This window comes from Cohnella rhizoplanae (genome assembly GCF_948329515.1).
GTDB classification, from domain to species: domain Bacteria; phylum Bacillota; class Bacilli; order Paenibacillales; family Paenibacillaceae; genus Cohnella; species Cohnella rhizoplanae.
Genome location: NZ_CAOJCN010000016.1, coordinates 104712 through 128362 on the forward strand (window position 1 = coordinate 104712; position 23651 = coordinate 128362).

General features: G+C 63.4%; 20 protein-coding genes. 18 read left to right on the forward strand and 2 right to left on the reverse strand.

Going from position 1 to position 23651, the window contains the following annotated elements; all coding sequences use genetic code 11:
• Window positions 1–73 precede the first annotated feature (73 nt).
• The 8 genes from PQG80_RS20880 (at window position 74) to PQG80_RS20915 (ending at window position 7121) form a co-directional block, all read left to right on the forward strand.
• On the forward strand, window positions 74–274 hold the full coding sequence (locus PQG80_RS20880; RefSeq protein WP_271753494.1) for a hypothetical protein: 201 nt from the start codon (window positions 74–76) through the stop codon (window positions 272–274).
• Window positions 275–447: 173 nt separating this feature from the next.
• A complete protein-coding gene (locus PQG80_RS20885; protein WP_271753495.1) occupies window positions 448–1287 on the forward strand; it encodes a class I fructose-bisphosphate aldolase in 840 nt (279 codons plus the stop codon).
• Window positions 1287–2450 carry a Gfo/Idh/MocA family protein gene (locus tag PQG80_RS20890; protein ID WP_271753496.1) on the forward strand — a complete coding sequence of 388 codons (1164 nt, stop codon included), beginning with the start codon at window positions 1287–1289 and terminating at the stop codon, window positions 2448–2450. Before PQG80_RS20885 ends, PQG80_RS20890 begins: the two co-directional genes overlap by 1 nt.
• Window positions 2451–2452: 2 nt before the next feature.
• Window positions 2453–3652: a carbohydrate kinase family protein gene (locus PQG80_RS20895; RefSeq protein WP_271753497.1), complete on the forward strand. Its 1200-nt coding sequence runs from the start codon at window positions 2453–2455 to the stop codon at window positions 3650–3652.
• 467 nt (window positions 3653–4119) lie between these two features.
• Entirely contained in the window at window positions 4120–4650 is a 531-nt protein-coding gene (locus tag PQG80_RS20900; RefSeq protein WP_432432790.1) for a D-lyxose/D-mannose family sugar isomerase, read from the forward strand.
• Between the two features lie 81 nt (window positions 4651–4731).
• Window positions 4732–5790, forward strand: coding sequence for an aldose 1-epimerase family protein (locus PQG80_RS20905; protein WP_271753499.1), 1059 nt, complete (start codon window positions 4732–4734; stop codon window positions 5788–5790).
• A gap of 37 nt (window positions 5791–5827) precedes the next feature.
• Window positions 5828–6598, forward strand: a complete 771-nt coding sequence (locus PQG80_RS20910; protein WP_271753500.1) for a DeoR/GlpR family DNA-binding transcription regulator — start codon at window positions 5828–5830, stop codon at window positions 6596–6598.
• A gap of 106 nt (window positions 6599–6704) precedes the next feature.
• Window positions 6705–7121 (forward strand): VOC family protein, encoded by a 417-nt coding sequence (locus PQG80_RS20915; protein ID WP_271753501.1) that lies wholly within the window; start codon window positions 6705–6707, stop codon window positions 7119–7121.
• Between the two features lie 159 nt (window positions 7122–7280).
• On the opposite strand, the gene PQG80_RS20920 is transcribed toward PQG80_RS20915, so the two are convergent.
• A complete protein-coding gene (locus PQG80_RS20920; RefSeq protein ID WP_271753502.1) occupies window positions 7281–7688 on the reverse strand; it encodes a VOC family protein in 408 nt (135 codons plus the stop codon).
• A 219-nt stretch (window positions 7689–7907) separates the two neighbouring features.
• Between PQG80_RS20920 and PQG80_RS20925 the strand changes: the two genes are divergently transcribed.
• The 9 genes from PQG80_RS20925 (at window position 7908) to PQG80_RS20965 (ending at window position 21910) form a co-directional block, all read left to right on the forward strand.
• Window positions 7908–9131, forward strand: a complete 1224-nt coding sequence (locus tag PQG80_RS20925; protein WP_271753519.1) for an MFS transporter — start codon at window positions 7908–7910, stop codon at window positions 9129–9131.
• A gap of 6 nt (window positions 9132–9137) precedes the next feature.
• Window positions 9138–9899 (forward strand): TSUP family transporter, encoded by a 762-nt coding sequence (locus PQG80_RS20930; protein WP_271753503.1) that lies wholly within the window; start codon window positions 9138–9140, stop codon window positions 9897–9899.
• A gap of 577 nt (window positions 9900–10476) precedes the next feature.
• Complete coding sequence (locus PQG80_RS20935) at window positions 10477–12240, forward strand: sensor histidine kinase (protein WP_271753504.1); 1764 nt, start codon at window positions 10477–10479, stop codon at window positions 12238–12240.
• The gene (locus tag PQG80_RS20940) at window positions 12215–13243 is read left to right on the forward strand and encodes a response regulator transcription factor (protein ID WP_271753505.1); all 1029 of its coding nucleotides are present in this window, start codon (window positions 12215–12217) and stop codon (window positions 13241–13243) included. The genes PQG80_RS20935 and PQG80_RS20940 overlap by 26 nt, the downstream gene beginning before the upstream one ends.
• Before the next feature lie 231 nt (window positions 13244–13474).
• Complete coding sequence (locus PQG80_RS20945; RefSeq protein ID WP_271753507.1) at window positions 13475–15166, forward strand: extracellular solute-binding protein; 1692 nt, start codon at window positions 13475–13477, stop codon at window positions 15164–15166.
• A 33-nt stretch (window positions 15167–15199) separates the two neighbouring features.
• Complete coding sequence (locus PQG80_RS20950) at window positions 15200–16099, forward strand: ABC transporter permease (protein ID WP_271753508.1); 900 nt, start codon at window positions 15200–15202, stop codon at window positions 16097–16099.
• Between the two features lie 16 nt (window positions 16100–16115).
• Window positions 16116–17000, forward strand: a complete 885-nt coding sequence (locus PQG80_RS20955) for a carbohydrate ABC transporter permease (RefSeq protein WP_271753509.1) — start codon at window positions 16116–16118, stop codon at window positions 16998–17000.
• 63 nt (window positions 17001–17063) lie between these two features.
• Window positions 17064–19685: a glycoside hydrolase family 97 N-terminal domain-containing protein gene (locus PQG80_RS20960; RefSeq protein ID WP_271753510.1), complete on the forward strand. Its 2622-nt coding sequence runs from the start codon at window positions 17064–17066 to the stop codon at window positions 19683–19685.
• Entirely contained in the window at window positions 19682–21910 is a 2229-nt protein-coding gene (locus PQG80_RS20965) for an alpha-galactosidase (RefSeq protein ID WP_271753511.1), read from the forward strand. Before PQG80_RS20960 ends, PQG80_RS20965 begins: the two co-directional genes overlap by 4 nt.
• Here PQG80_RS20965 and PQG80_RS20970 read toward each other — a convergent pair.
• The gene (locus PQG80_RS20970) at window positions 21907–22542 is read right to left on the reverse strand and encodes a TetR/AcrR family transcriptional regulator (protein WP_271753513.1); all 636 of its coding nucleotides are present in this window, start codon (window positions 22540–22542) and stop codon (window positions 21907–21909) included. The two genes, PQG80_RS20965 and PQG80_RS20970, sit on opposite strands and share 4 nt — an antisense overlap.
• 311 nt (window positions 22543–22853) lie before the next feature.
• Between PQG80_RS20970 and PQG80_RS20975 the strand changes: the two genes are divergently transcribed.
• Window positions 22854–23549: a hypothetical protein gene (locus tag PQG80_RS20975; protein WP_271753514.1), complete on the forward strand. Its 696-nt coding sequence runs from the start codon at window positions 22854–22856 to the stop codon at window positions 23547–23549.
• Window positions 23550–23651: the final 102 nt, after the last annotated feature.

The window sequence follows — 23651 nt, forward strand, 5'->3', positions numbered from 1 at the left end:
TAGTTTCAACGCGTGCACGCGGGCCGGCGAGCCTATATAATAGAGGGAGTCAAACCCATTTGGAGGTTCTCCTTTGAAAAAATATAACTTCATGCGTCCCTTGCTGCTCATCGTAACCGCGCTGCTCGTGAGAAGCCTGGTCACCAACGTCTGCTTGCTGCTGGGCATGGAGGCCGATCCGGCGAGCAGCGTCGGCTTTATGGCCATGATCGTCGCCGCCTTCATCGTTTTCTCCCGCATGAACAAGCGCCGCCGCAAGCCTTCGGACAAATGAAGGAACAGGATAAAGCCATCTACGAATATATAAGGCCTTAGTAGGCTGCCCCCGAAGAGTCAGACATGACGTGGGGCGGCTTTTTTGTTTTGAAAAATAGATATCGCTTATTAATGTTAAATATGATAAATTAATGTTACAAAACAACATTTGAGGATTGAGGAGATGCGCTAATGTCACAGAAATTCCGTTTGAACCGCATGTTCAGCGCCCAGGGGAAATGCTTCGACGTCGCGATCGATCACGGCTTCTTTAACGAGCATACGTTTCTGGCGGGCATCGAGGAGATGGACGCCGCGGTGCGCACGATCGTCGAGGCGGCTCCCGACTGCGTGCAGCTCAGCACGGGCCAGGCTCGCCGCCTGCAGTCGCTGCCGGGCAACAAGCCGGGCCTTGTGCTGCGCACGGACGCGGCCAACATTTACGGAAGCGCGCTGCCGCGACTCCTGTTCAGCGAGCTGATCGCCGGCGCGGTGGAGGAGGCTGTCCGGCTCGACGCCGTCGCCGTCTGCGTCAACCTGCTGCTGCTGCCGGAGCAGCCGGAGCTGCATCATCAGTGCGTGCGCAACGTGACCGCGCTCAAGGCTGAGTGCGAGCGCTATGGCATGCCGCTCATGGTCGAGCCGCTCGTCATGCTGCCGAACGAGGCGAAGGGCGGCTACATGGTCGACGGCGATCTGAAGAAGATCATGCCGCTCGTCCGCCAGGCCGTCGAGCTGGGCGCGGACGTCATCAAGGCCGACCCTTGCGACGACGTGTCCGAGTACCACCGCGTCGTGGAGATCGCCTCCGGCATTCCCGTGCTGGTGCGCGGCGGCGGACGCGCGAGCGACGAGGAGATCGTCGCGCGCACGGTCGAGCTCATGAACCAGGGCGCCGCAGGCATCGTCTACGGCCGCAACGTCATCCAGCACCCGGATCCGGCCGGCATGACGTCCGCGCTCATGGCGATCGTGCACCGTGGCGCGTCCGCGGACGAAGCGCTCGCGATCCTGAAGGGAGACCGGGCATAATGGCGAAGGAAAAACGCATCATCCGCTTCGGCGTCATCGGCTGCGGCCTCATGGGCAAGGAGTTCGCCAGCGCGGCCGCGCGATGGTGCCATCTGACGGACGTCGCCTTCGAGCCGCGCATCACGGCGGTCTGCGACGCGAACCCGGCGGCGACCGAGTGGTTCGTCGACAACGTGCCCAGCGTGGCCCGTGCGTATAGCGATTATCAAGAGCTGCTCGCCAACCCCGAGGTGGACGCCGTCTACTGCGCCGTGCCCCACAACCTGCACCGGCAGATTTACGTCGATATCATCCGTTCGGGCAAGCATCTGCTCGGGGAAAAGCCGTTCGGCATCGACCGCGCGGCGAACCGGGAGATCGCGCAGGCGCTCGCGGAGCACCCGGACGTCATCGTGCGGTGCTCGTCGGAATTCCCCTTTTACCCGGGCGCGCAGCAGATCGTGAACTGGGTGAACGAGGGCCGCTTCGGACGGATCATCGAGGTGGAGGCGGGCTTCTGGCACTCGAGCGACCTCGATCCGACCAAGCCGATCAACTGGAAGCGGCGGATCGCCACGAACGGCGAATACGGCTGCATGGGCGATCTCGGCATGCACGTGCTGCACCTGCCGATGCGGTTCGGCTGGAAGCCGAAGAGCGTGCGCGCGCTGCTGTCCAAGATCGTGCCCGAACGCCCGGACGGCCGCGGCGGCATGGTGCCCTGCGAGACCTGGGACAACGCGATTCTCGCCTGCGACGTCGAGACGGCGGACCAGCGTTTTCCCATGGTGCTCTCCACCAAGCGGATCGCGCCGGGCCATGCCAACACCTGGTTCATCCGGATCCAGGGCACGGAATTCTCGGCCGAGTTCACGACGAAGAATCCGAAGCAGGTCGCATCGCTGCCTTATGCGCCCGGCGGCGTCCAAGCCTGGCATGTCGTCGACGCGCCGTACAAATCCGCTTACGGTACGATCACGGGAGGCATCTTCGAGTTCGGCTTCTCCGATTCGATCCTGCAGATGTGGGCGGCCTTCTGCGACGAGCTGGTCGGCAGGGACGGCATGAGCCAGCCGTTCCGCTGCGCGACGCCCGAGGAGGCGGCCGGCAGCCATCTCGTCTTCACCGCGGCGCTCGAGTCGGAGCGCACGGGCAACACGATCGCGATCGATTGGGAGGTATAAACGTGGCCGACAGCGCAGCGGATATCGTCGTCGCCGGGCATATCTGCCTGGACATCATTCCGGCTCTGCCCTCCCATCCCGAAGGTCTGAGCCAGCTGCTCTCGCCCGGCAAACTGGTCGAGATCGGCCCGGCCAGCCTGTCGACGGGGGGCGCCGTGGCGAACACGGGGCTCGCCCTGCGCCGGCTCGGCTTCGGCGCGCGCCTGATGGGCAAGATCGGGGACGATGCCTTCGGCCGCTCGATCCGGGAGTGCCTCGACGCCTACGGCGAGGGCGCGAGCGACGGCATGATCGTGTCGGCCGGCGAGAGCAGCTCCTACACGATCGTCATCAGCCCGCCGGGGATCGACCGTATCTTTTTGCACGCGACGGGTACCAACGATACGTTCGAGGCAGCCGACGTGAGCGTGGAAGCGCTCGCGGGCGTCCGCCTGTTCCACTTCGGCTACCCGCCGCTCATGCGCGGCATGTACGAGCGGGGAGGCGAGGAGCTGGTGCGGCTGTTGGGCACGGCGAAGGCCGCAGGAGCCACCGTGTCCCTCGACATGGCGAGGCCGGACCCCGCCTCCGAGGCCGGACGCGCGGACTGGCGGGGGATACTCGCGCGGGCCTTGCCCGAGGTCGACGTGTTCCTGCCGAGCATGGAGGAGATCCTGTTCATGCTCCGGCCGGATACGTACCGGGAGCTGTCGGCGCGCAGCGGCGGCGAGGAGCTGATCGGCCTGGCCGACGGCCCGCTGCTGGCGTCGCTGGCGGAGGAGCTGCTCGGCATGGGCGTCGCCGTCGCGGGCATCAAGCTGGGCGAGCACGGGCTGTACGTGCGGACGACCGGCGATGCCGCGCGTCTGCAGGCGATGGGCGCGTGCGCGCCGGACGGGGACGCGTTGGCGGGCTGGCTCGGGCGGGAGCTGCTCGCGCCGTGCTTCGCGGTCGACGTGCAGGGCACGACCGGCGCGGGCGACTGCACGATCGCGGGGCTGCTTGGCGGGCTGGCGAGCGGCCAGACGCTGGAGCGGACGCTGCTGAGCGCCGTGGGCGCGGGCGCCTGCAACGTCGAGCGCGCGGATGCCGTGAGCGGCATCCCGCGCTGGGAGGCGCTGCAGCGGCGCATCGACGCGGGCTGGCCGCAGCGGGCGCCGGGCCTGACGCTGCCCGGCTGGACGCAGGCGGCGGACGGCGGGCTCTGGAGCGGCGCGCGTTAGGGGCATGCGCTTATCTCCCGGCACCCACACCCGCACCAACACCCGCAGCCGAGCCTGCAGCCGATCCTGTAGCCGAGCCTGCCCGAGATAGCGCCCAAATGCGCTCATCTCCCGGCACCCGCAGCCGAGCCAGCCCGAGATAGTGCCCAAATGCGCTCATCTCCCGGCACCCGCAGCCGAGCCAGCCCGAGATAGTGCCCAAATGCGCTCATCTCCCGGCACCCGCAGCCCCGTTTGCCCGAGATAGTGCCCAAATGCGCTTATCTCCGGCACCCGCAGCCGAACCTGCCCGAGATAGTGCCCAAATGCGCTTATCTCCCGGCGCCCGCAGCCGAACCTGCCCGAGGTAATGCCCAAATGCACTCATCTCCCGGCACCCGCAGCCGCAACGAGGCGCAGCAACCCGTCATTTTACCTACTAACATACTAGATAGGAGCGATTAGCGATGAGTATCAAGCGAAGCGAGATTCGCGCCGCGCAAGCGCGGACGGACGCGCTGTTCCGGCAAGCCGGCATTGTGTTGACAGAGGACGAACGCGCCGGCATCGAGGTGGCGGGCTTCGGGCTCGGCGATCTGGAGACGGAGGGGTTGGAGCTGGTCACGTACGTGAACACGGATCGCTACTGCGCCAAGGAGCTGGCCCTATTCCCTCGCCAGACGTGCCCCGAGCATCTGCATCCCGACGTGGGCGGGGAGACGGGCAAGATGGAGACGTTCCGCTGCCGGTGGGGCCTGGTCTATCTGTACGTAGAGGGCGAGCCTGCGGCGGAGATTCAGGCGCGAGTGCCTGCGCGCAGCGCGGCGCATTATACCGTGCGCCATGAGATCGTGCTGCGCCCGGGCGAACAGTACACGATCCCGCCGAACACGAAGCATTGGTTCCAGGGGGGACCGGATGGCGCGATCGTATCGGAATTCTCCAGCACGAGCCGCGACGAATTCGACGTGTTCACCGACCCGGCCGTCGTTCGCATCCCGCCGATCGTCGAGGATTAAGAGACAAGGCCCTGCATCGGGAGGAAGAGTGACCGGGCGGCTCGCGCTGCTGCGAGTCTATTGAGGTACGGAGGCGGTCGTATGAGACTGTACGGCAAGGACTGGACGCGCCGCGAGCTGGAGGCGCGCGTCGGACGGATGAGCCAGCTCGGCGGCGTCCGACGCATGACGCTGACCGAGGGCAAGGAAGCGGGCGTCGAGCTGATCCGCGTCTCGACGGGCGCGGGACTCGCGCTGGACATCGTGCCGTCCAAGGGGCTCGACCTATCGCGCGCAGAGCTGTGGGGCGCGCCGCTGTCCTGGCAGTCGGCGGCCGGCGACGCACATCCCGCCTACTACGAATCCTCGGGCACGGGATGGCTGCGCACGGCATCCGGCGGCCTGCTCATGACCTGCGGCCTCACGCATGCGGGCTCGCCGTCGGATACGCCCGGCGGACCGCAGGGACTGCACGGACGCGCGCACCATACGCCGGCCGCCCAGGTGGCGGTCCGCGAAGCGTGGGCGGGCGACGAGCTCGAGTGGAGCGTGGAGGGGTTAATCGAGGAGAACGCGCTATTCGGCGCCAATCTCAGGCTCCGCCGGCGAATCTTCGGACGCATGGGCGTCAACGCGATCGGCATCGAGGACCGCGTGGAGAACCTGGGCTTCGCGCCGTCGCCGCATATGATGCTCTATCACTTCAACTTCGGCTTCCCGCTGTTGGACGAGCGGACACGGATCGCGTTCCCGCCAGCCGTTACCTGCGAGCGGAGCGGTACGGGTGACGCAGCCGATTGCGAACGCTGGGAGCGGCCGGATCCATTCGCCCGCGAGCGCGTCTTTTACCACGAGCTGTCCGAGCGCGACGGCATGGCGGAGGCCGTGCTGCATCAGCCCGTCTTCCCCGCCGGTCCGGGTACCGCGGATGTGAAGGTCCGGCTGCGATGGTCGGCCGATACGCTGCCCCGCCTCGTCCAATGGCGGATGCCCGGCGCGGGCGCGCACGCACTCGGACTCGAGCCGGCCAATTGCCAGGTCGAGGGCTACGAGGCCGAGGCCGGCGGCGGCGGACCCGTCATGCTGGCGCCCGGGGCCGTCGTCGTGCATCGTCTGGAGTTGAAAATCGAAGCCGGACAAGCGATGATAGAGGAAGCATAAAGGCCGCGCAAGGCGGGAACGGGAGGAACGGCGACAGATGAGCCAAAATCAGGGGGACTGGAACGCGAGACAACGCCAGATCCATGAACAGATCGCGCAGAGCGGGGAGGTCCGCATCTCGGAGCTCAGCGAGCGGTACGGCGTCACCGAGATGACGATTAGGCGCGACCTGGAGAAGCTCGAGGAGGGCGGCAGCGTGAGGCGCACGTTCGGCGGCGCGATCTACGTCTACCGGGACGTCGCGCTTCAGGAGCGGACCGGACTGTTCACGGACGAAAAGATCCGGATCGGCCGCCGCGCGGCCGCCCTCATCGGCGAGGGCGAATCGGTCTTTCTCGACGGCGGGACCACGACGCTGCAGATCGCGCGGGCCTTGAGGGCGGGCCGGCAGATCACCGTGATCACCAACGCCCTCAACATCGCCGCCGAGCTCGCGTCGAAGCAGATTCCCACGATCATGACGGGCGGCATGCTGCTCGAATCGACGCATTCGCTCGTCGGGCCGATCGCCGCGCAGAGCTTGTCCGGCATGGCTTTCGACCGGGCGTTTCTCGGCGCTACGGGCCTCAGCGACGAGCACGGCTTCAGCAACTCCAATCTCTACGAAGCCGAGATCAAGCGCTTGGCCGTTCGCCAGGCCAAGGACGTCACCGTCGTGCTGGACCATACCAAGTTCGGCGCGCGCGTGCTCGTCTCCTTCGCCGGGCTGGCTGACGTGCGCCGCATCGTCACCGACCGTCTGCCGGAGGACGGGCTCGGTCAGGCTTGCCGGGACGCGGGCGTCGAGATTCTGAGCGCGTCGGAGTAACGGAATTTGCATTAATTTAGCAATTGAAGAGAAACTTGCATCCCGCGGATATGGTAGGATAGGTTGCAGTCCAATATTGACTATAACCATATCGGGGTGATCGACGATGGCTTTCCAAGTATCTCAAACGTTTCTGAACCTGCCGGTCAAGGACCTGAAGCGCTCCATCGCTTTTTTCGAGGCGCTGGGCTTTGCGTTCAATCCGCAATTCACCGACGACAATGCCGCCTGCCTGGTCCTCAGCGACACGGCGTTCGCCATGCTGCTGACCGAACCGTACTTCCAGACGTTTATTAAGAAAGACATCGCCGACGCGACGAAGACGACCGAGTACATCATGGCCGTATCGGTCGGCAGCCGCGAGGAAGTGCAGGAACTCGTGCGCAAGGCGCTGGCTTCCGGGGGCTCCGTCTCCAACGATCCGCAGGACCATGGCTTTATGTACACCGAGAGCTTCCAGGATCCGGACGGCCACCTGTGGGAAGTGTTCCATATGGATGCGTCGTACGTGCAAGAAGCCTGAGCATAGCCGCTACACAAGGAAGGCCTTCCATCCGTCCGTTAGGACATATGGAGGGTCTTTTTAGTCTCGATTGTCGGCGTGAATCATGGCTGCGCAGAACCTCGTACGAACAAGACCGCCTGGAGCGATGCTCCAGGCGGTCTTGTTCAATCGCCGCGCTTAACCCTGCTGCGCCTGCTCCGTCGACACTTGCCATTCGACGCCGTACTTGTCCTGCAGCGCGCCGAACAATGCGCCCCAGAACTGCTGCTTCAGCGGGTCATGCACGGTACCGCCGGCTGCCAGCTTGTCGAACGCCGCGTGGGCTTCCTCGGGCGTATCGAACAGCAGGCTGAGCGCCGTGCCGTTGCCGCGCTCGATCTGCCGGCTCGGGCTGTCCGACATGAAGATGGTGATGCCGCCCGCGACCATGTGCAGGTGCATGATCTTCTCCTTGAGCGCTTCAGGCGTGCCCGGTGCGTCGCCGAACGTCATGACGGAGAGGAGCTCGCCGCCCAGCGCGTCTACGTAGAACTGGGATTGCGACCTCGCGTCTTCCGAAAAAATATAGGGAACCAATCTTGCCATATGTATCCGCCTCCTATTTTCATCATGCTTTTACCGTTCTTCTTTTATTCTATCATCCAAGCGATTCGCGGATTTCTTTTCGATTGCTCTTTTGCGCGCTTTGCGAGACAATGTTCCTATTGTCCGGCCGGCATGCCCCGCGCGGCGGCTATCGGCGGGCAGGTCACCCCAGATATACGGAGGTTCATTCATTTGATCAAACGCGCTTCGAAAATAAGCATGAACGAAATTTGGCTGCTGACGATCGTATTCGGCGGCTTCCTCGTATTCGGATTGTCGGAAAACGTAAAAGGCCCCGCCATTCCGCGAATGCAGCTCGACTTCGGCCTTAACGAGGGTCAGCTCGGCCTGATGCTCGCGCTCAACTCGCTTGGCTACCTCGTCGCCTGCACCTTCACCTCTTTTCTGGCGGACAAGGTCGGGATTAAAGCGACCAGCATCGCGGCCTTCGTATCGATGGCTGCCGGCGGCATATTGATCGGCGTATCGAGCGGCTTCGAGGCGCTCACGGCCTCTTACTTTTTTATGTATATCGGTAACGGCATGCTGGAGATCGCGCTCGCGATCCTGGCCGCGCGCATTTTTGTCCGGCATACCGGGTTTTTGATGAATCTCTCGCACTTCTTCTACGGGCTGAGCTCGATCGTGGCGCCGATCGCGGCCGCGTCGATGATGGGCTGGCGCATGCCGAGCGGGGACGCGTTGGGGTGGCGAGGCATGTACGTCGTCGTGCTGATGCTGTCGCTGCTGCCGATCATTCCCGCGCTCCTCGGTCGGCTCCCGGCCGAGCCGGCCCACGACGAGTCGGAGGCGCGCATCTCCTATCGCAAGCTGCTGCGGGATCCCGTCGCCTGGCTCATCGTGCTCGTGCTCACCTCCGGCGTCATCTCCGAGCTGTCGATAGGGAGCTGGCTCGCGAACTTCCTGGAAAAAGCGTACGACTGGTCCCCCGCGGAGGCGTCGGGCATGCTGTCCGCCTTTTTCCTGTGCTTCACGCTCGCGCGGCTCTTGCTCGGACCGCTCACGGACCGGTTCGGCTACACGATGTCCATGATGGTCCTATCGCTCAGCTCGGGCGTCTGCAGCATCGCGGCGCTGTGCGCCGGGGAGGGCGGCGCGATTCTGTTCGCCTTGGCGGGCGTCGGCATCGCCCCGATCTATCCGACGGTGATGGCGCTGCTCTCCAAGCGTTATCCCCGCGGCACGGGAACAGCGATCACCTTCACGGTCACGCTGATGGGCATCGGCAGCGTGCTCGGCAACCTCGCGATCGGCGGCTTGATCGAGGGCGTGCGCGATCTGTATGCGGTCAGGGGCGCGGAGTCGAGCCGGGTGCTCGGCCTGCAGGCGGGCTACGGGTTCATCGGGGCGATGGCGCTGCTGTGCGCGGCCGCTTGTCTCGTGCTCTATTTGTATTTGCGCAAAAGAGGGGAAAGGTACTGAGGCGCCATGGATGATCTTACGCTAGGCATGCTCGCGTTGGTCGTCATCGGCGGCTTCGCGGCCGCTTTTGTCGACTCGGTCGTCGGCGGGGGCGGCCTCATCTCCGTTCCCGTGCTGCTGACCGCCGGACTGCCGCCCGCGGCGGCGCTCGGCACCAACAAGCTGGCCGGCACGCTGTCGTCGCTCACGAGCACGCTGTCCTTTTTCGCCTCCGGCCATGTCGACGTCCGCGCCGTGCGGGGCTTGATCCCGCTGTCCTTGCTGGGGGCCGCCGCGGGCACGCTGACGCTCCGCCACGTGCCTTCCGGCTTCCTGAAGCCGATGGTCGTCGCGATGCTGGCGATCATCGCCGTATACACGCTGCTGCGCCGGGAGTGGGGCGAGCGGGCGGCCTTTGTAAGCTTCACCGCCGGCACCGCCTGGCTGGCGGGGATCGCCGCGTTCGCGCTGGGCTTCTACGACGGCTTCTTCGGCCCCGGCACAGGCTCGTTCCTCATCTTCGCCTTCCTGCTGCTCGGCTTCGACTTCGTGAAGGCCGCCGGCAACGCCAAGGCGTTGAACTTCGCCAGCAATCTCGCGAGCCTCGCGACCTTCCTCGCGCTCGGCTCCGTCCACTACGGCGTAGGCCTGCTCATGGGCGCCGCCATGATCGCCGGCTCCTGGATCGGCTCGCGCTTCGCGATCCGCCGCGGCCGCGCGTATATTAAACCGCTATTCCTCGTCGTATGCGTTCTCTTGATCGGCAAGCAGCTCGTGGAATTGCTATAAGCGCCGCACCCGACGACCATCCTCCAACTAACTAAATCTATCTTCGATCTAGGCAACGAGCCACCCCCGCTGCACCATCTACGCACCGGCGGCCTCACGCTGCTCGGACTATTGAAAATCTACCAGAGCGGCTAGGCGGGGAGCGATAGCGGAACTTTTTTCCGCTACTGGCACCGGGAGCGGCTAGTCTGGAGCTATAGCGGAACTTTTTTCCGCTAACGGCACCGGGAGTGGCTAGTCTGGAGCGATAGCGGAACTTTTTTCCGCTATTGGCATCGAGACCGGCTAGTCTGGAGCGATAGCGGAACTTTTTTCCGCTATTGGCACCGGGAGCGGCTAGTCTGGAGCGATAGCGGAACTTTTCCGCTATGGGCACCGAGAATGGCTAGTCTGGAGCGCTAGCGGAACTTTTTTCCACTAACGGCACCGAGAATGGCTAGTCTGGAGCGATAGCGGAACTTTTTTCCACTAACGCCGCTCTCGACAAACGGCCTATTCCACGAGCGATTATTGCTGGTATAATAGCGGCAGTTCATCTGTCCGTTCATCCATGCCGGCTGCAAAGCGGAGGCTGCTTATGAATTTTATTCGGCGTTACGCATTCCTTCCTTCCCTCAGAGGGCGGCTGATCGTGATCCTGATCATCGCCGCTGTCATTCCGAGCCTGCTTACCGGGTACATCTCCTATCGCTGGATCTATATCGTGCAGACGCAAAAAATCGAACGGGATTGGGTGGCGAAGGTGTCGCGGGAACGGGACGAGCTGGACCGGAAGCTAGAGGAGCTCGCCAAGGTCTCCCAGCTGCTTGACGTCGAAGGCGGCATCGGGAGGGAGGTCGTGCAGTTCATCCGGAGCGGCAATTCCTACGATCGGTCCGTGCTGTACCGGAATATCGCCCAATCCATGGCCAACGTCAACTTCTCGAATCCGAACGTCGGCGCGATGTTTTTCTACGCGCCCGATCTCGAGGAGCCGCTGCTGTTCCCCAATACGAGCGCGAAGCTGGCGTTCGCTCCGCAGGCGCTGCCTGTGTTCTACACGCAGAAGCTGTTCACCTACTTCGGACCTTATCCTTCTCTCGATCCCGGGGATCGCAAGTACCCCGTATTCTCCTTGCTCCGCAAGCTGCAATACGGCAAAGGCCAGTTCCTGTACGCCTACATCGAAACGAAAATCACGGGCCTGGAGGATATGTTCAATCCCAGCGGCGGCTCCCTCGCGGATAATTCGAATGCGCCGGTGTACCACGTCCTGACCGATCCGGCAGGGAAGATCGTCTTCAGCACGTTACAGGCGGATGCAGCCGCCGGCGCGCGCCAGGCTGACTTTGCAACCGGATACAAGACCTTCCGCGCCGAGGGAAGCCATGGCTGGAACGTCATCCAGCTCATACCGGAAGGCGCGTACAACAGCGAGCTGAACCGGTGGCTGAGGGCGTTCGGATTGTTCGCCTCCTTGTCGCTCCTGCTCGGCATCTTCCTCGCTTGGCTCATCTGGCGGATGGTTTACCGGCCGATCCGCATTATTAACAAGGAGATCACGCACTTCAGCTACAATCAGTCGCCGACCAACGTGTCCGCCACCGGCCTGACGGAGTTCAACCGGATCCTGTCCAACTTCCAGCAGATGAGCCGGCGGATCGCGGAGCTGATCACGGACGTCGAGGAGAAGGAGAAGCGGCGGGGCCAGCTCGAGGTGGAGAAGCTTCTCGTGCAGATCAACCCGCACTTTCTCCACAACACGCTCAATACGATCCAGTGGCTCGCGCGCATGCAGGGACAGACTAACATTTCCAAGCTGGTGTCCGTGTTCACCCGCGTGCTGCACTACAATCTCGGCAAAAAGAACATGATGGTGACCGTCAGGGAGGAAGTCGAGGCGGTCCGGGACTACATCGAGCTGCAGGGCTACCGGTACGATCATGCCTTCAACGTCGGGGTGAAGGTGGACCCCGCGCTGCTCGAGCTGCCGATCCCGCGCTTCATCCTGCAGCCGATCGTCGAGAACGCGCTGTACCACGGCTTCGACACGGACGAAGGCGGAGAGATCGACGTCGTCATCTCCGAGGAGCGCGGCCGCTTGCTGCTGCGCGTGCAGGACAACGGGCAGGGCATACCGGAGGAAAAACTGGCGGAGCTGCTGGAGACGAGCGAACCGCTCCACAAGTCGGGCCTCGGCATCGGGCTCCGATACGTGAGGCAGATGCTAAGCGCGTACTACGGCAGCTCGGCGGAGCTGAAGATGGAGAGCAGGCGCGGGGCCGGGACGACGATCTCGATCCGGCTGCCGATCGACAAGACAGGGGGGCTCGGCATTGATTCAGGCGCTGATCGTGGATGACGAACACTTGGTACGCAAGGGCCTCCGGCTGCTGTTTCCCTGGGAGAAATACGGCGTGGAGATCGCCGGGGAAGCGGCCAGCGGCGAGAAAGCGATGCAGCTGCTGCGCGAGAAGCCGATCCAGCTGCTGATGACCGATATCACGATGCCCGGCATGTCCGGACTCGAGCTGATCCGCCAGGCGCAGCAGCACGATGCCGCGATCAAGGTGGTCATCCTCACCTGCCACCAGGACTTCGAGTACATTCAAGCGGCGCTGCGCATGGGCGCGATCGACTATATCGTCAAGACCCAGCTGGAGGAGATGGATCTGGACCAGGCCATGGAACGGATCGTCAAGGCCGTACGCACGGAGGCGCCGGAGCCGCCGCGGTCTAACGGCTCGCAGGCATCGCTGGCCCAGCGGATCGCCGAGACGGCGGGCCACGTGCGATGGGTGATGGACGACGACGGCTTCGCGTCGCTCCTCGTTGCGATCGGCCGGCAGGAGCTGGACGCCGGGCAGCTCGGGGAGCTGTGGCGTTCGTCCATGGATCGCTGGCAGCTCTGCTTTCCCATGTTCGACTGGCAGGAGGAACCGGACGAAGCGCCCGGCGATACGTACGGCCTCGAGCAGCGGCTGCGGAAGCTGCGCGCCCGTCTGCAAGCGTGGCTGCGACGTTCCGGCTATTCCGAGGACATCATCCAGGCGATCGTCAAGGCGGTGAGCCGGATCGCGGAGCAGCCGGTCGCGCACGTCAAGCAGAGCGAAGTGAGCCAATGGGTCAATTTGAGCAAAAATTACTTCAGCACGAGCTTCCGCGACATCATGCGCGTGACGTTCAGCCATTTTCTCCAGACGGTCAGCGTCCGCGCCGCCAGGGAGCTGCTCGTCACCACCAATTATCCCGTCTATTGGATCGCCGAACGGTGCGGATTCGCGGACCAGCGGTACTTCAGCAAGCTGTTCAAGGAGCAGACCGGGCTGCTGCCGAGCGAGTACAGGCAGCGGCACGGGAAATAGCGAGAACTGCAAAGCCCGGCAGAAGAGCGGAATGACGAGCCGTTCTTCCGCCGGGCTTTCGCTGCATGTAGACGATTTTCCGCGGCAGGTGGGAGAAATATCGGCGGGCGTCCGGACAATGAGGAAAATAACCCTACTCCGCTTGGAATCCCGTCGCTCACGGCGCCGGCCCGCGCGTTGCTATAATTCGGAGGAAAGATAGATATCGACGACAAGGGGATGAGTAGCACGATGAAACGGCAGCTCTTCACGGCGATTCTGCTCCCGCTCGCGCTCGTATCGGCGCTAGCGGCTTGCAGCGGCAATAACGGAAACAACGGCAACGCAGAGGACCACGGCGCGAGCGGGAGCGCCTCCGCAAGCGCGGGAAGCGCCGCCGCATCCGGCGAGGCGGACGCCACGGCCGATCCGCTCGGCAAGTACGACCCGCCGATCGAAGTCTCCGCGGTGCGCGCGATCTCCGAAGGCACCAAGTTCGGCGAGGGCGAGTCGATCGACAACAACGTCTGGTCGCGCGCGTACGCCGATCAGCTCGGCATCAAGATCAACTACCTGTGGACGACGCCGGCCGCGCAGTACGACCAGAAGCTCAACATCGCGATCGCGTCGAACGACCTGCCCGACATCATGTCGGTCAATGCGGCCCAGCTCAAGCGGCTGGTCGACGACGGCCAGGTGATGGATCTGACCGACGTCTACGGCAAGTACGGCTCCGAGCTGACGAAGAAGCTGCTCAGCGAGGACGGGGGCAACGCGCTCAAGTCCGGCACCTTTAACGGGAAAATGTACGGCATCCCGAAGATGAGCTCCGGCCTCGGGCAGGCGGACGTGCTGTGGGTGAGAACGGACTGGCTGCAGAAGCTCGGCCTGTCCGAGCCGAAGTCGATGGACGACGTGCAGAAAATCGCCGAAGCGTTCGTCAAGCAAGACCCCGACGGCAACGGCAAGCCGGATACGTACGGACTCGGCGCGACCAAGGATATTTTCGGCTTCTTCGGCGCATTGGAAGGGTTCTTCAACGGCTATCACGCCTACCCGAACATCTGGGTCAAGGCGGGCGACGGCAAGCTGGCTTACGGCAGCGTGCAGCCCGAGACCAAAGCCGCGCTGCAGAAGCTGCAGGAGATGTACAAGGGCGGCCTGATCGACAAGGAGTTCGGCACGAAGGACGCGACCAAGGTGAAGGACGCGGCCAACGCGAGCAAGCTCGGCTTGTTCTACGGCTACTTCTGGAACGCCGGCTGGCTGCTCGACGGCAAGAAGACGAATCCCGCCATGGAATGGAAGCCGATCGCGCTGCCCTCGGTCGACGCGCAGCCGGCGCTGGCGCAGGTGCCGTTCGCGATCAGCACGTATTACGTCGTGAAGAAGGACGCCAAAAATCCCGAGGCCGCCGTCAAGCTCCTGAACTTCGATCTGGAGAAGCTGTGGGGCAAGTCGGCCGAGCCCGAGGTCTACAACGCCGACAAGAGCGGCAACGCGGTGTTCGAATACGCCCTGCTGTACGGGGAGGCGCCGCGCAAGAACCTCGACGCTCACCTGAACGTGGTCAAGGCGCTCGAAGCCAATGACCCGGCCGCGCTGAACGCGGAGGAGAAAAGCTACTACGACAAGATCGTCTCCTATCGCGGCGGCGACGTCAACTTCTGGGACAGCGAGAAAATGTACGGTCCGGAGGGCTCGCTCGCGGTCATCGAGGGGTACGCCAAGGACGGCGCGCATACCGACGACGCGTTCTACGGCGCGCCGACGCAGGGGATGACGGACAACAACGCGACGCTTAGCAAGCTTCAGTTGGAGGCCTTTACGCGGATTATGATGGGGGGCTCCATCGACGAGTTCGAACAGTTCGTCAGTCAATGGAACTCGCTCGGCGGCAAGGCCATTACGGAAGAAGTCAACGCATGGCAAGCGTCCCAGTAAAATGACGCGGCCTGATCTCAGGAAGAGGCGATCATGATGAGGCGCAAGCAAGGCGGCGAACTGCCTTTCCACCTGATGTTAATTCCAGGCGTCGTACTGGTATTCATCTATAGCTACATCCCGATGGCCGGGATCGTCATGGCGTTCAAGCGGCTGGTGCCGTCCAAGGGGATGTTCGGCTCCCCTTGGGTGGGCTGGCACAACTTCGAGTACATGATGCATATGCCGGAGATCTCGGGCGTCATCTGGAATACGGCGTTCATCGCCGTCATGAAGATGACCGCGGGCGTCCTCGTTCCCGTCACCTTCGCGCTGATGCTGAACGAAGCCCGCAGCCGGCTGTTCAAGCGAAGCGTGCAGACGATCATCTATTTCCCGCATTTCCTGTCGTGGATCATCCTGAGCGGTCTCTTGATCGACATCCTCTCGCCGTCCACGGGCATCGTGAACGAGCTGCTGCGGGCGCTGGGGCTGAAGGAGATCTACTTCCTCGGCGATCCCCGCTGGTTCCCCTATACGATGGTGCTGTCCGATACGTGGAAGGAATTCGGCTACGGCACGATCGTCTATCTGGCCGCGCTGACCGGCATCAATCCCGCCCTGTACGAGGCCGCGGCGCTGGACGGCGCCGGGAGGCTCCGCCAGACGCTCTACGTGACGCTGCCGGGCCTGCTCCCGATGATCGTCCTCATGTCCGTCTTAAGTCTCGGGAATGTCCTGAACGCGGGCTTCGAGCAGATCTTTAACCTCTACAGCCCACAGGTCTACCGGACGGGGGATATCATCGACACGCTCGTGTTCCGGATCGGTCTGGAGAACGCCAATTACGGCGTCGCCACGGCGGTGGGGCTGTTCAAGTCGGTCGTGTCCTTCGGGCTGATCGGGGCGTCGTACGTGCTCGCTTACCGATGGACGAATTACCGGATTTTTTAGGAAGAGTGGGTCGACTATGAACAACGATGCATCCTGGGAAAGACGAACCTTCGTCGCGCTCAATTACGCCGTCATGGCCCTCGTGGCCGTCGCTTGCCTGCTGCCGATCGTGAACGTCCTGGCGCTCTCGCTGAGCAGCAGCGCGGCCGCCGGCTCGGGACAGGTCAAGCTGTGGCCCGTCGGCTTCAATCTCAAGTCGTACGAATTCGTGCTGGGCAAGCCGGAGTTCGGCCGCGCGTTTACCGTCTCCCTGCTGCGCGTGGCAGTCGGCGTCCCGCTGAACATGCTGCTGACGATTCTCGTCGCGTATCCGCTGTCCAAGGAACGCAAGGATTTCCGGTTCCGCTGGGCGTACGCCTGGTACTTCGTGACGACGATGCTGTTCAGCGGCGGGCTCATCCCCTGGTATATGACGATCAAGATGACCGGGATCATCGATTCCTTCTGGGCGCTGATCCTGCCCGGCGCGGTACCGGTCATGAACGTCATCCTGCTGCTCAACTTCTTCAAGTCGCTGCCCGACGAGATCGAGGAAGCGGGCCTGATGGACGGCGCCGGCCGCTGGCAGGCGCTATGGCGCATCGCGGTGCCGCTCTCCGCGCCGGCGATCGCGACCTTGACGCTGTTCTGCATCGTGAACCATTGGAATTCGTGGTTTGAAGGGCTCATTCTCATGAATCGCCCCGAGCACTACCCGCTGCAGAGCTATCTGCAGACCGTGATCGTGAACCGCGACATGTCGCTGATGTCGGCCGTCGACGTCACGAAGTGGTCCATGATCTCCGATCGGACGTCGCGCGCGGCGCAAGTCATCGTCGCCCTGCTGCCGGTGCTGTTCGTGTACCCGTTTCTGCAGAAGTACTTTGCTCATGGCATCGTCATGGGCAGCGTGAAGGGGTAGCCGCGGCAGCGGCATTATAAAAGAGCAACCAATCTATCAACTACCGGAACGGAGATTATGCATATGTGGAAACTCTCATCGCCCGATTGGAATCTGACGTTGTCCATCGCCCAGGATCAGGAGGAGGCGCTCTATTACTCGCTGGAAGCCGGCGGGCGCCCCGTCCTCGGCCGGTCCAGGCTGGGCATCGCGACGAGCCTCGGCGATCTGCGCAGCGGCTACCGCTTCGTGAAGCTCGAGGAGGCAGCCGTCTCCGAGCATTATTCGCTGCCCGTCAGCAAGAAGTCTGTCTACCGCAACGAAGCCAACGAGCTGACGCTGCACTTCGAGGTCGAACGGCTGGCCGTGTCCGTCTGCTTCCGCCTGTTCGACGACGGCCTTGCCTTCCGCTATACGATTCGCGGCGCAGCGGACAGGAGCGGGAGCGACGATGAGCAGTCCATCCGCGTCTATGCGGAATATACCGACTTCGTTTTTCCCAAGACCTATGACGATCTGTGGCTGCAGGATTGGGTGAATACGTACGAAGGCACGTACAACCGCTGCGGCTGGGAGAAGGCGGGCAGACGGGATTACGGCATGCCGGCGCTCCTGCACAGCGCAGAGGACGGCCGCTGGGCGATGGTCTCCGAGGCGGGCATTCTGAACACGGGCGGCAGCTATTGCTCCAGCCACCTGCAGACCGAGCCGGACGGCCGGATGAAGCTCGCCTTCGCGCCGGAGCAGCTCGAGCCGATGAAGGGCGGGCTGCCGCTTGAGACGCCTTGGCGCCTCGTCACCGTCTGCGACTCGCTGGACGCGCTGGTGAACAGCACGATGAATTACAACCTTAATCCGCCGTGCGACTGGGAGGATACGTCCTGGATCAAGCCGGCGCGGAGCATCTGGTCCTGGTGGGCGTTCGAGAACGGCGCGCAGCTGTACAGCGAGCAGAAACGATACGTCGACTTTGCCGCGGCGATGGGCTTCGAGGCGATCACGGTGGATGCGGGCTGGGACGACAGCTGGGTGAAGGATCTGTGCGGCTATGCGAGAGCGCGGAGCGTCGACGTCTGGCTGTGGTCGGACATGCAGGCGATCGACACGCTTGAAAAGGCGCAGGAGAAAATCCCGCGTTGGGCGGCATGGGGCGTCGTCGGCCTGAAGGTTGACTTTTTCATGAACGATTCGCAGCACGCGATGTGGCAGTACAACATGATCGCGGATCTGATGACCGCGCACAAGCTGATGATCAACTTCCACGGCAGCACCAAGCCGGCCGGCGAGGGCCGGACGTATCCGAACATTATGACGGCCGAGGGGATTCTGGGGCTCGAGCATTACAAATGGAGCGGGCTCCCCCATGCCGAGCACAACTGCACCGTCCCGTTCACCCGCAATGTCGTGGGGCCGATGGATTACACGGTCACCGGTTTTTCCAATCTGAACCGCAATACGACGCAGGGGCATCAGCTGGCCCTCTCGGTCGTCTACGACTCCGGCGTGCAGCACTTCGCCGATTCCATCTATACGTACGAGCCGTGGAAGGGCACGGAGTTCCTGCGCAGGCTGCCGGCCAAGTTCGATGAGGTGAAGGTGCTGACCGGATTCCCCGGCGACCATGCGGTCCTGATGCGCAGAGCGGGCCAGGAATGGTTCGTCGGCGGCATCGTGACGTCGTCGCGCAGTCTGACGCTCCCGCTGGACTTCCTGCCCGAAGGCGAGTACCAGGTGGAGATCTACAGAGACGGCAGGAACGGCGACGTGCTGAAAAAGGAGGTCCGGCGTCTGACGAGCCGGGACAGCGTGTCGGTGCAATCGCTCGACAGCGGCGGCTTCGCGCTGTACATCAGCGACGGCAAGCGCGCGCTCAAGTCCGGCGTGCAGGGCGGCTATATGGATGCTGACGCGAAGTCCTATTCCTCGCTGGAGGCCGTCCTTCGCGGCAGCGCGGACCGCGCGGCCTGCGAGAACGCCGCGTACGGCAGCGCGGTTCGTCTGGGCGGCGACGGCGAGCTGTCGTTCGAGCGGATCGCCGCGGACCGGGACGGCCGGCATACGCTGCGGCTGTTCTACCTCTCCGGCGCGCCGAGCAGCCTTGGCGTCAGCGTCAATGAGGGTGCCCCGCAATTGTTCCGTCTGGAGTCCTCCGGCGGCGACGAGGTGGTCCGGACGTCCGATATCGTCGTGACGCTGCGGCAGGGGGACAACACGATCGCGCTCGGACGGACCGGCGCGGACGAGGCTGCTCCGCGGATCGATCACGTCCGGATCATCGGCTGGGCGCCGCATGAAGATACGTACTATCCGGCCGAGGCGGGCAAGCTCGCGGGCGGCGCCGGTCTCAGCCATGTCGACGGCGCCACCGGCCAGCGGAAGGCGGTCGGCCTCGGACACGGCGGCTCGCTTACGTTCGACGCGGTCATGGCGGAAGCCGACGGCGAGTACATTCTCACCCTGGACTACTACTCCGGCGAGAACCGGGCGCTGCTGATCGCGGTGAACGACGAGCCGGCCATTCGCTCCGTGCTCTTCAACACCGGCGGCTGGGGGCCGGCGCGCTGGGACATCTCCGGCATCAAGGAGGTGAAGATCCGGCTCAGGAAGGGAGCGAATCGCGTCAAGCTGTATCACGACGAGGATCCGGCTCCCGAGATCGGGCGGATCGGCGTGCGGCTGGAAAAGAGTCTGGAGGGCCAAGGATGATTCAATTCGATACGGACCGCCGCCTGTTCTCCATCTCGACGGCCGGCAGCTCCTACGTGTTCGGGCTGAACGAGAAAGGCGTCCTGCAGCATCTGTATTGGGGAGATCCGGTGGCGGCCGCCGATTGCGCGCCGCTTCTCGGCTCCCGTCTCCACAGCTCCTTCGATGCGGCGTTGGACCGCGACGCGGAGGAATTCGCCTATTGGGGCGGCCTGTCGTACATGGAGCCCACGCTCAAGGTACGCTGGCACGACGGCGTGCGCGATCTGCGCATGGCGTACGCCGGGCACCGGATCGAGCGGGCGGACGACGGCAAGGAGACGCTGACGGTCGTGTTGAGGGACGAGGCGTACCCGCTCGAAGCGCACTTGATTTACGGTGTCCGGCCCGGACATGACCTGATCGAGCGGCATGCCTTGATCGTCAATACCGGCGACCGCGACGTCGTGCTGGAGAGCGCGCAGTCGGCGGCCTGGTCGCTGCCGGAGCTGCGCGACTATCGGCTGACCCACGTGACGGGCAAGTGGGCAGGGGAGTTCCAGCTGCGAAGCGCGTCGCTCACGGAGGGCAAGAAGGTGCTGGAGTCGCGGCGCGGATTCACCGACGGCCATGCGAACCCCTGGTTCGCGATCGACGAAGGGACCGCGACGGAAGAGAGCGGGAAGGTGTGGTTCGGCGCGCTCGGCTGGAGCGGCAACTGGAAGATCGTCGCGGAGAAGACGGCGTTCGGCCGCGTGCGGGTCACGGGCGGCATCAACGACTTCGACAGCGAATGGACGCTGGGACCGGGAGAGCGCTTCGAGACGCCGTCGTTCGTCGGGGGATACGCCGCCGGGGGCTTCGGCGCGATGAGCCGCGGGCTGCACAGGTACCAATACGAGCATGTGTCGCCCGGCAGGGACCTGCGCAAGGTGCTATACAACTCGTGGGAGGCGACCTACTTCGACGTCAATGCCAAGGATCAGATCGCGCTGGCGGAGCGCGCGGCGATGGTAGGCGCGGAGCTGTTCGTCATCGACGACGGCTGGTTCGGCCAGCGCAGCCATGACCGCGCAGGGCTGGGCGACTGGACCGTTAACGCGGAGAAATTCCCGAATGGGCTGGATGAGCTGATCGGCAAGGTGCGCGATCTCGGTATGGCGTTCGGCATCTGGGTCGAACCGGAGGCCGTCAACCCGGACAGCGACCTGTACCGCAGCCATCCGGACTGGGTCTATCATTTCCCGACGCGCGCCCGGACGGAGCTCCGCAACCAGCTGGTGCTCGATATCTCGAACCCGGGCGTCAAGGGGTATATCGTCGACTTCATGTCCAAGCTGCTCGGCGAACACGACATCGCCTTCGTCAAATGGGACATGAACCGGACCATCACCGAACCGGGCATGCAGGACCATCCGCTGAATCGGCAGAAGGAGCTGTGGATTCGCCACGTGCGGAGCCTGTACGAGATCTGGGCGGAGCTGCGGCGGCGCTTCCCCGGCGTGGCGTTCGAGACATGCGCCGGCGGGGGCTCGCGCATCGACCTCGGGATGCTGCGCTATGCCGACCAGGCGTGGCCCAGCGACAACACCGACGCGTTCGACCGGCTCAGCATTCAAGAGGGCTTCTCGTATGTATACGCGCCGAAGCTGATGACCTGCTGGGTGACGGAAGCGGTGAGCGGGATGAACAAGCGGGTGACGTCGCTGAAGTACCGGTTCCACAGCGCGATGACGGGCACGCTCGGGATCGGCGCCAATCTGAACGAGTGGAGCGAAGAGCAACTCCGGGAAGCGGCCGCGCTGGTGGCGCAGTACAAGGAGATTCGCCCGCTCGTGCAGGGCGGCAGGCAGTACCGCCTGCGCGCGCTCGAGCACAAGAGCGTGGACGCGGTGCAATACGTGGGCGCCGGCGACATGGGCGAGGAGAGCGTGCTGTTCGCGTTCCTGCATGCGCAGAAGCTTGGGGACGGGCTGCCGCGCCTGCGCCTGCAGGGATTGGACCCCGACAAGCGCTATGAGATATACGGCATGGAGGTCGACGGTGCCAAGGACGATGGTCCGGAGGTCGACGGAGTCAAGGGCGATGGTGCGGAGATCGACGGCGTCAAGGGCGATGGTCCGGAGGTCGAACGCGCGAAGGACGTCCGCAGCGGGCGGGCGCTGATGCGGATCGGCGTCGAGCTGCCGCTCCGCGGCGACTTCGACAGTTTGTTGTACCGCATTCGGGAGCTGCGGCAGCCTTAGTCCAGCTCCGCGGGTTCATGGGCTGAGGCTGTCAGATGCTTCATGACCATGGCTTCCATGTCGTCGAGAATTCGCCGATATTCCGTCTCGTCCCCGTCGAGCAGGAAGCTTAGGGCAAGACCGTCCCGTACGGCCCAGAACAGGTAGGCGGCCGAGGACGCGTCCAGGTCGCCGCGGAACTCGCCCGATTCCTTGCCGGAAGCCAGAATCCGGTTTAACAGTCGTAGTGCTTTGTCCATGTATGCCCGGTTCGAGGCGATGAGCTCGGGCCGCCGGGACGCGTACGTCGTAAACTCGAGGTGGAAGGTCAGCCATTTTCGAAGCTCGTCCAGCGGCTGACTGCGGAAGCGCTCGAACATATGCCGGAGCATCGCCTTGGCGCTCGACGTTTCCCTATACAGCGCGTTCAGCGCGGCGACCATTTCGTCCATCCTCGCGTGCGCCAGTTGGATGTATATTTCTTCCTTGCTGACAAAGTAGGCATAGAGCGAGCCCTTGCTGATCCGGAGGCGACGCGCGATGTCGTCGATCGTCGTGGCCTGGAATCCTTTGTCCAGGAAGCAGTCCAGCGCCCCCGCTAGTATGGAGGCACGCTTCTCTTCCTTATACGCTTCCGTCACTTTGGGCGACAAAGCCGTCGTCTCCTCTCCGATGCCAAGCTCGCCGTTTTCCGCGGAATTGGCCTTGTGGTATGAATATACCTTGCGCAGATTGCGATCGCAATAGCGGTGGAGGAGGAGAAGGAGAACTGGCATGGCGTGGTGTTTCGTGGCCTAAGAGCGGCAAGGCACGCGCGTGGCTTGGCAGTTCGGAGACAGTATGATATTCTGGTGCTGACTCTAGAACCATTATAGATTTATGCGCGTGAAGCACACGCCGCTTGCCTCCCATGTGGAGCGGGCGGCTTTTTTGTTTTCAACGACATTTGAAGGAGGATCGGTTTATGGCCCAAAGTGAAGCAAGTCGCAGGGAGCATCGGGGAGTGGACTCCATCGTCGCCGAGTTTATCGAAAAGCAGAGAAAGTCGGCGAAGGGGCAGCGGCAGGAGATGCTGCAGCGCGATTTGAGTGGAACCATCAAGTTGTTGACCGACCTTCTGCTGCCGGTGTTCGGGACGCTGGACGGATTTCAGCTGGAATACGAGATCGTGGGGGCGAGCGGGGTCAAGATCTATGCCGACGTCTACTACGAGCCGCTGGGATTAGTGTTCGAATGCGACGGCTACGTACCCCATGTCGAGCTGATGACGAGGGACCGGTTCTCCTTCGAGCGTATGCGGATGCGGACGTTCGCGCTGGGCGGATACACGTACTTTCCGTTTAGCCGGGACGAGCTGGACAAGAAACCCGAGATGTGCAAACGGGCGGTGTACGAGGCGCTGGGCAGGCGCGGCCGAGGGGGCGGCGGGTTGCTGGAATTGGCCGTGCATGAAAGGGAGCTGCTGCGAATGGCCGCCGATTCGCGAATGTTCACGTCTCAGGACGTGCGCGACTGGCTGGGCGTCGGTCACAGAAAAGCGCGCGAGCTTATCGGCAGTATGAAGCAAACCCAATTCATCGTTCGAGTCGGAGGCGGAGATCGTAGGGATTACGGCTATACGATCGGGGAAAAGGGGAGGGAGCTATTGAGCAAAGGCTAATCAGGTATGGTGGAGCAGGAAGTCTAAATACGCTTAATTGCAGTGGGCGGAGGACTGGACGCTGGAGATAGTGCCCAAATGCGCTTATCTCCCGGGGAGAGG

Coding starts and splice junctions, on each gene's coding strand:
- PQG80_RS20950 (WP_271753508.1), top strand. CDS start 15,200: ATGATGAGGCGCAAGCAAGGCGGCGAACTGCCTTTCCACCTGATGTTA.
- PQG80_RS20965 (WP_271753511.1), top strand. CDS start 19,682: ATGATTCAATTCGATACGGACCGCCGCCTGTTCTCCATCTCGACGGCC.
- PQG80_RS20975 (WP_271753514.1), top strand. CDS start 22,854: ATGGCCCAAAGTGAAGCAAGTCGCAGGGAGCATCGGGGAGTGGACTCC.
- PQG80_RS20905 (WP_271753499.1), top strand. CDS start 4,732: ATGAGACTGTACGGCAAGGACTGGACGCGCCGCGAGCTGGAGGCGCGC.
- PQG80_RS20935 (WP_271753504.1), top strand. CDS start 10,477: ATGAATTTTATTCGGCGTTACGCATTCCTTCCTTCCCTCAGAGGGCGG.
- PQG80_RS20910 (WP_271753500.1), top strand. CDS start 5,828: ATGAGCCAAAATCAGGGGGACTGGAACGCGAGACAACGCCAGATCCAT.
- PQG80_RS20955 (WP_271753509.1), top strand. CDS start 16,116: ATGAACAACGATGCATCCTGGGAAAGACGAACCTTCGTCGCGCTCAAT.
- PQG80_RS20885 (WP_271753495.1), top strand. CDS start 448: ATGTCACAGAAATTCCGTTTGAACCGCATGTTCAGCGCCCAGGGGAAA.
- PQG80_RS20920 (WP_271753502.1), bottom strand. CDS start 7,688: ATGGCAAGATTGGTTCCCTATATTTTTTCGGAAGACGCGAGGTCGCAA.
- PQG80_RS20930 (WP_271753503.1), top strand. CDS start 9,138: ATGGATGATCTTACGCTAGGCATGCTCGCGTTGGTCGTCATCGGCGGC.
- PQG80_RS20925 (WP_271753519.1), top strand. CDS start 7,908: ATGAACGAAATTTGGCTGCTGACGATCGTATTCGGCGGCTTCCTCGTA.
- PQG80_RS20915 (WP_271753501.1), top strand. CDS start 6,705: ATGGCTTTCCAAGTATCTCAAACGTTTCTGAACCTGCCGGTCAAGGAC.
- PQG80_RS20960 (WP_271753510.1), top strand. CDS start 17,064: ATGTGGAAACTCTCATCGCCCGATTGGAATCTGACGTTGTCCATCGCC.
- PQG80_RS20945 (WP_271753507.1), top strand. CDS start 13,475: ATGAAACGGCAGCTCTTCACGGCGATTCTGCTCCCGCTCGCGCTCGTA.
- PQG80_RS20890 (WP_271753496.1), top strand. CDS start 1,287: ATGGCGAAGGAAAAACGCATCATCCGCTTCGGCGTCATCGGCTGCGGC.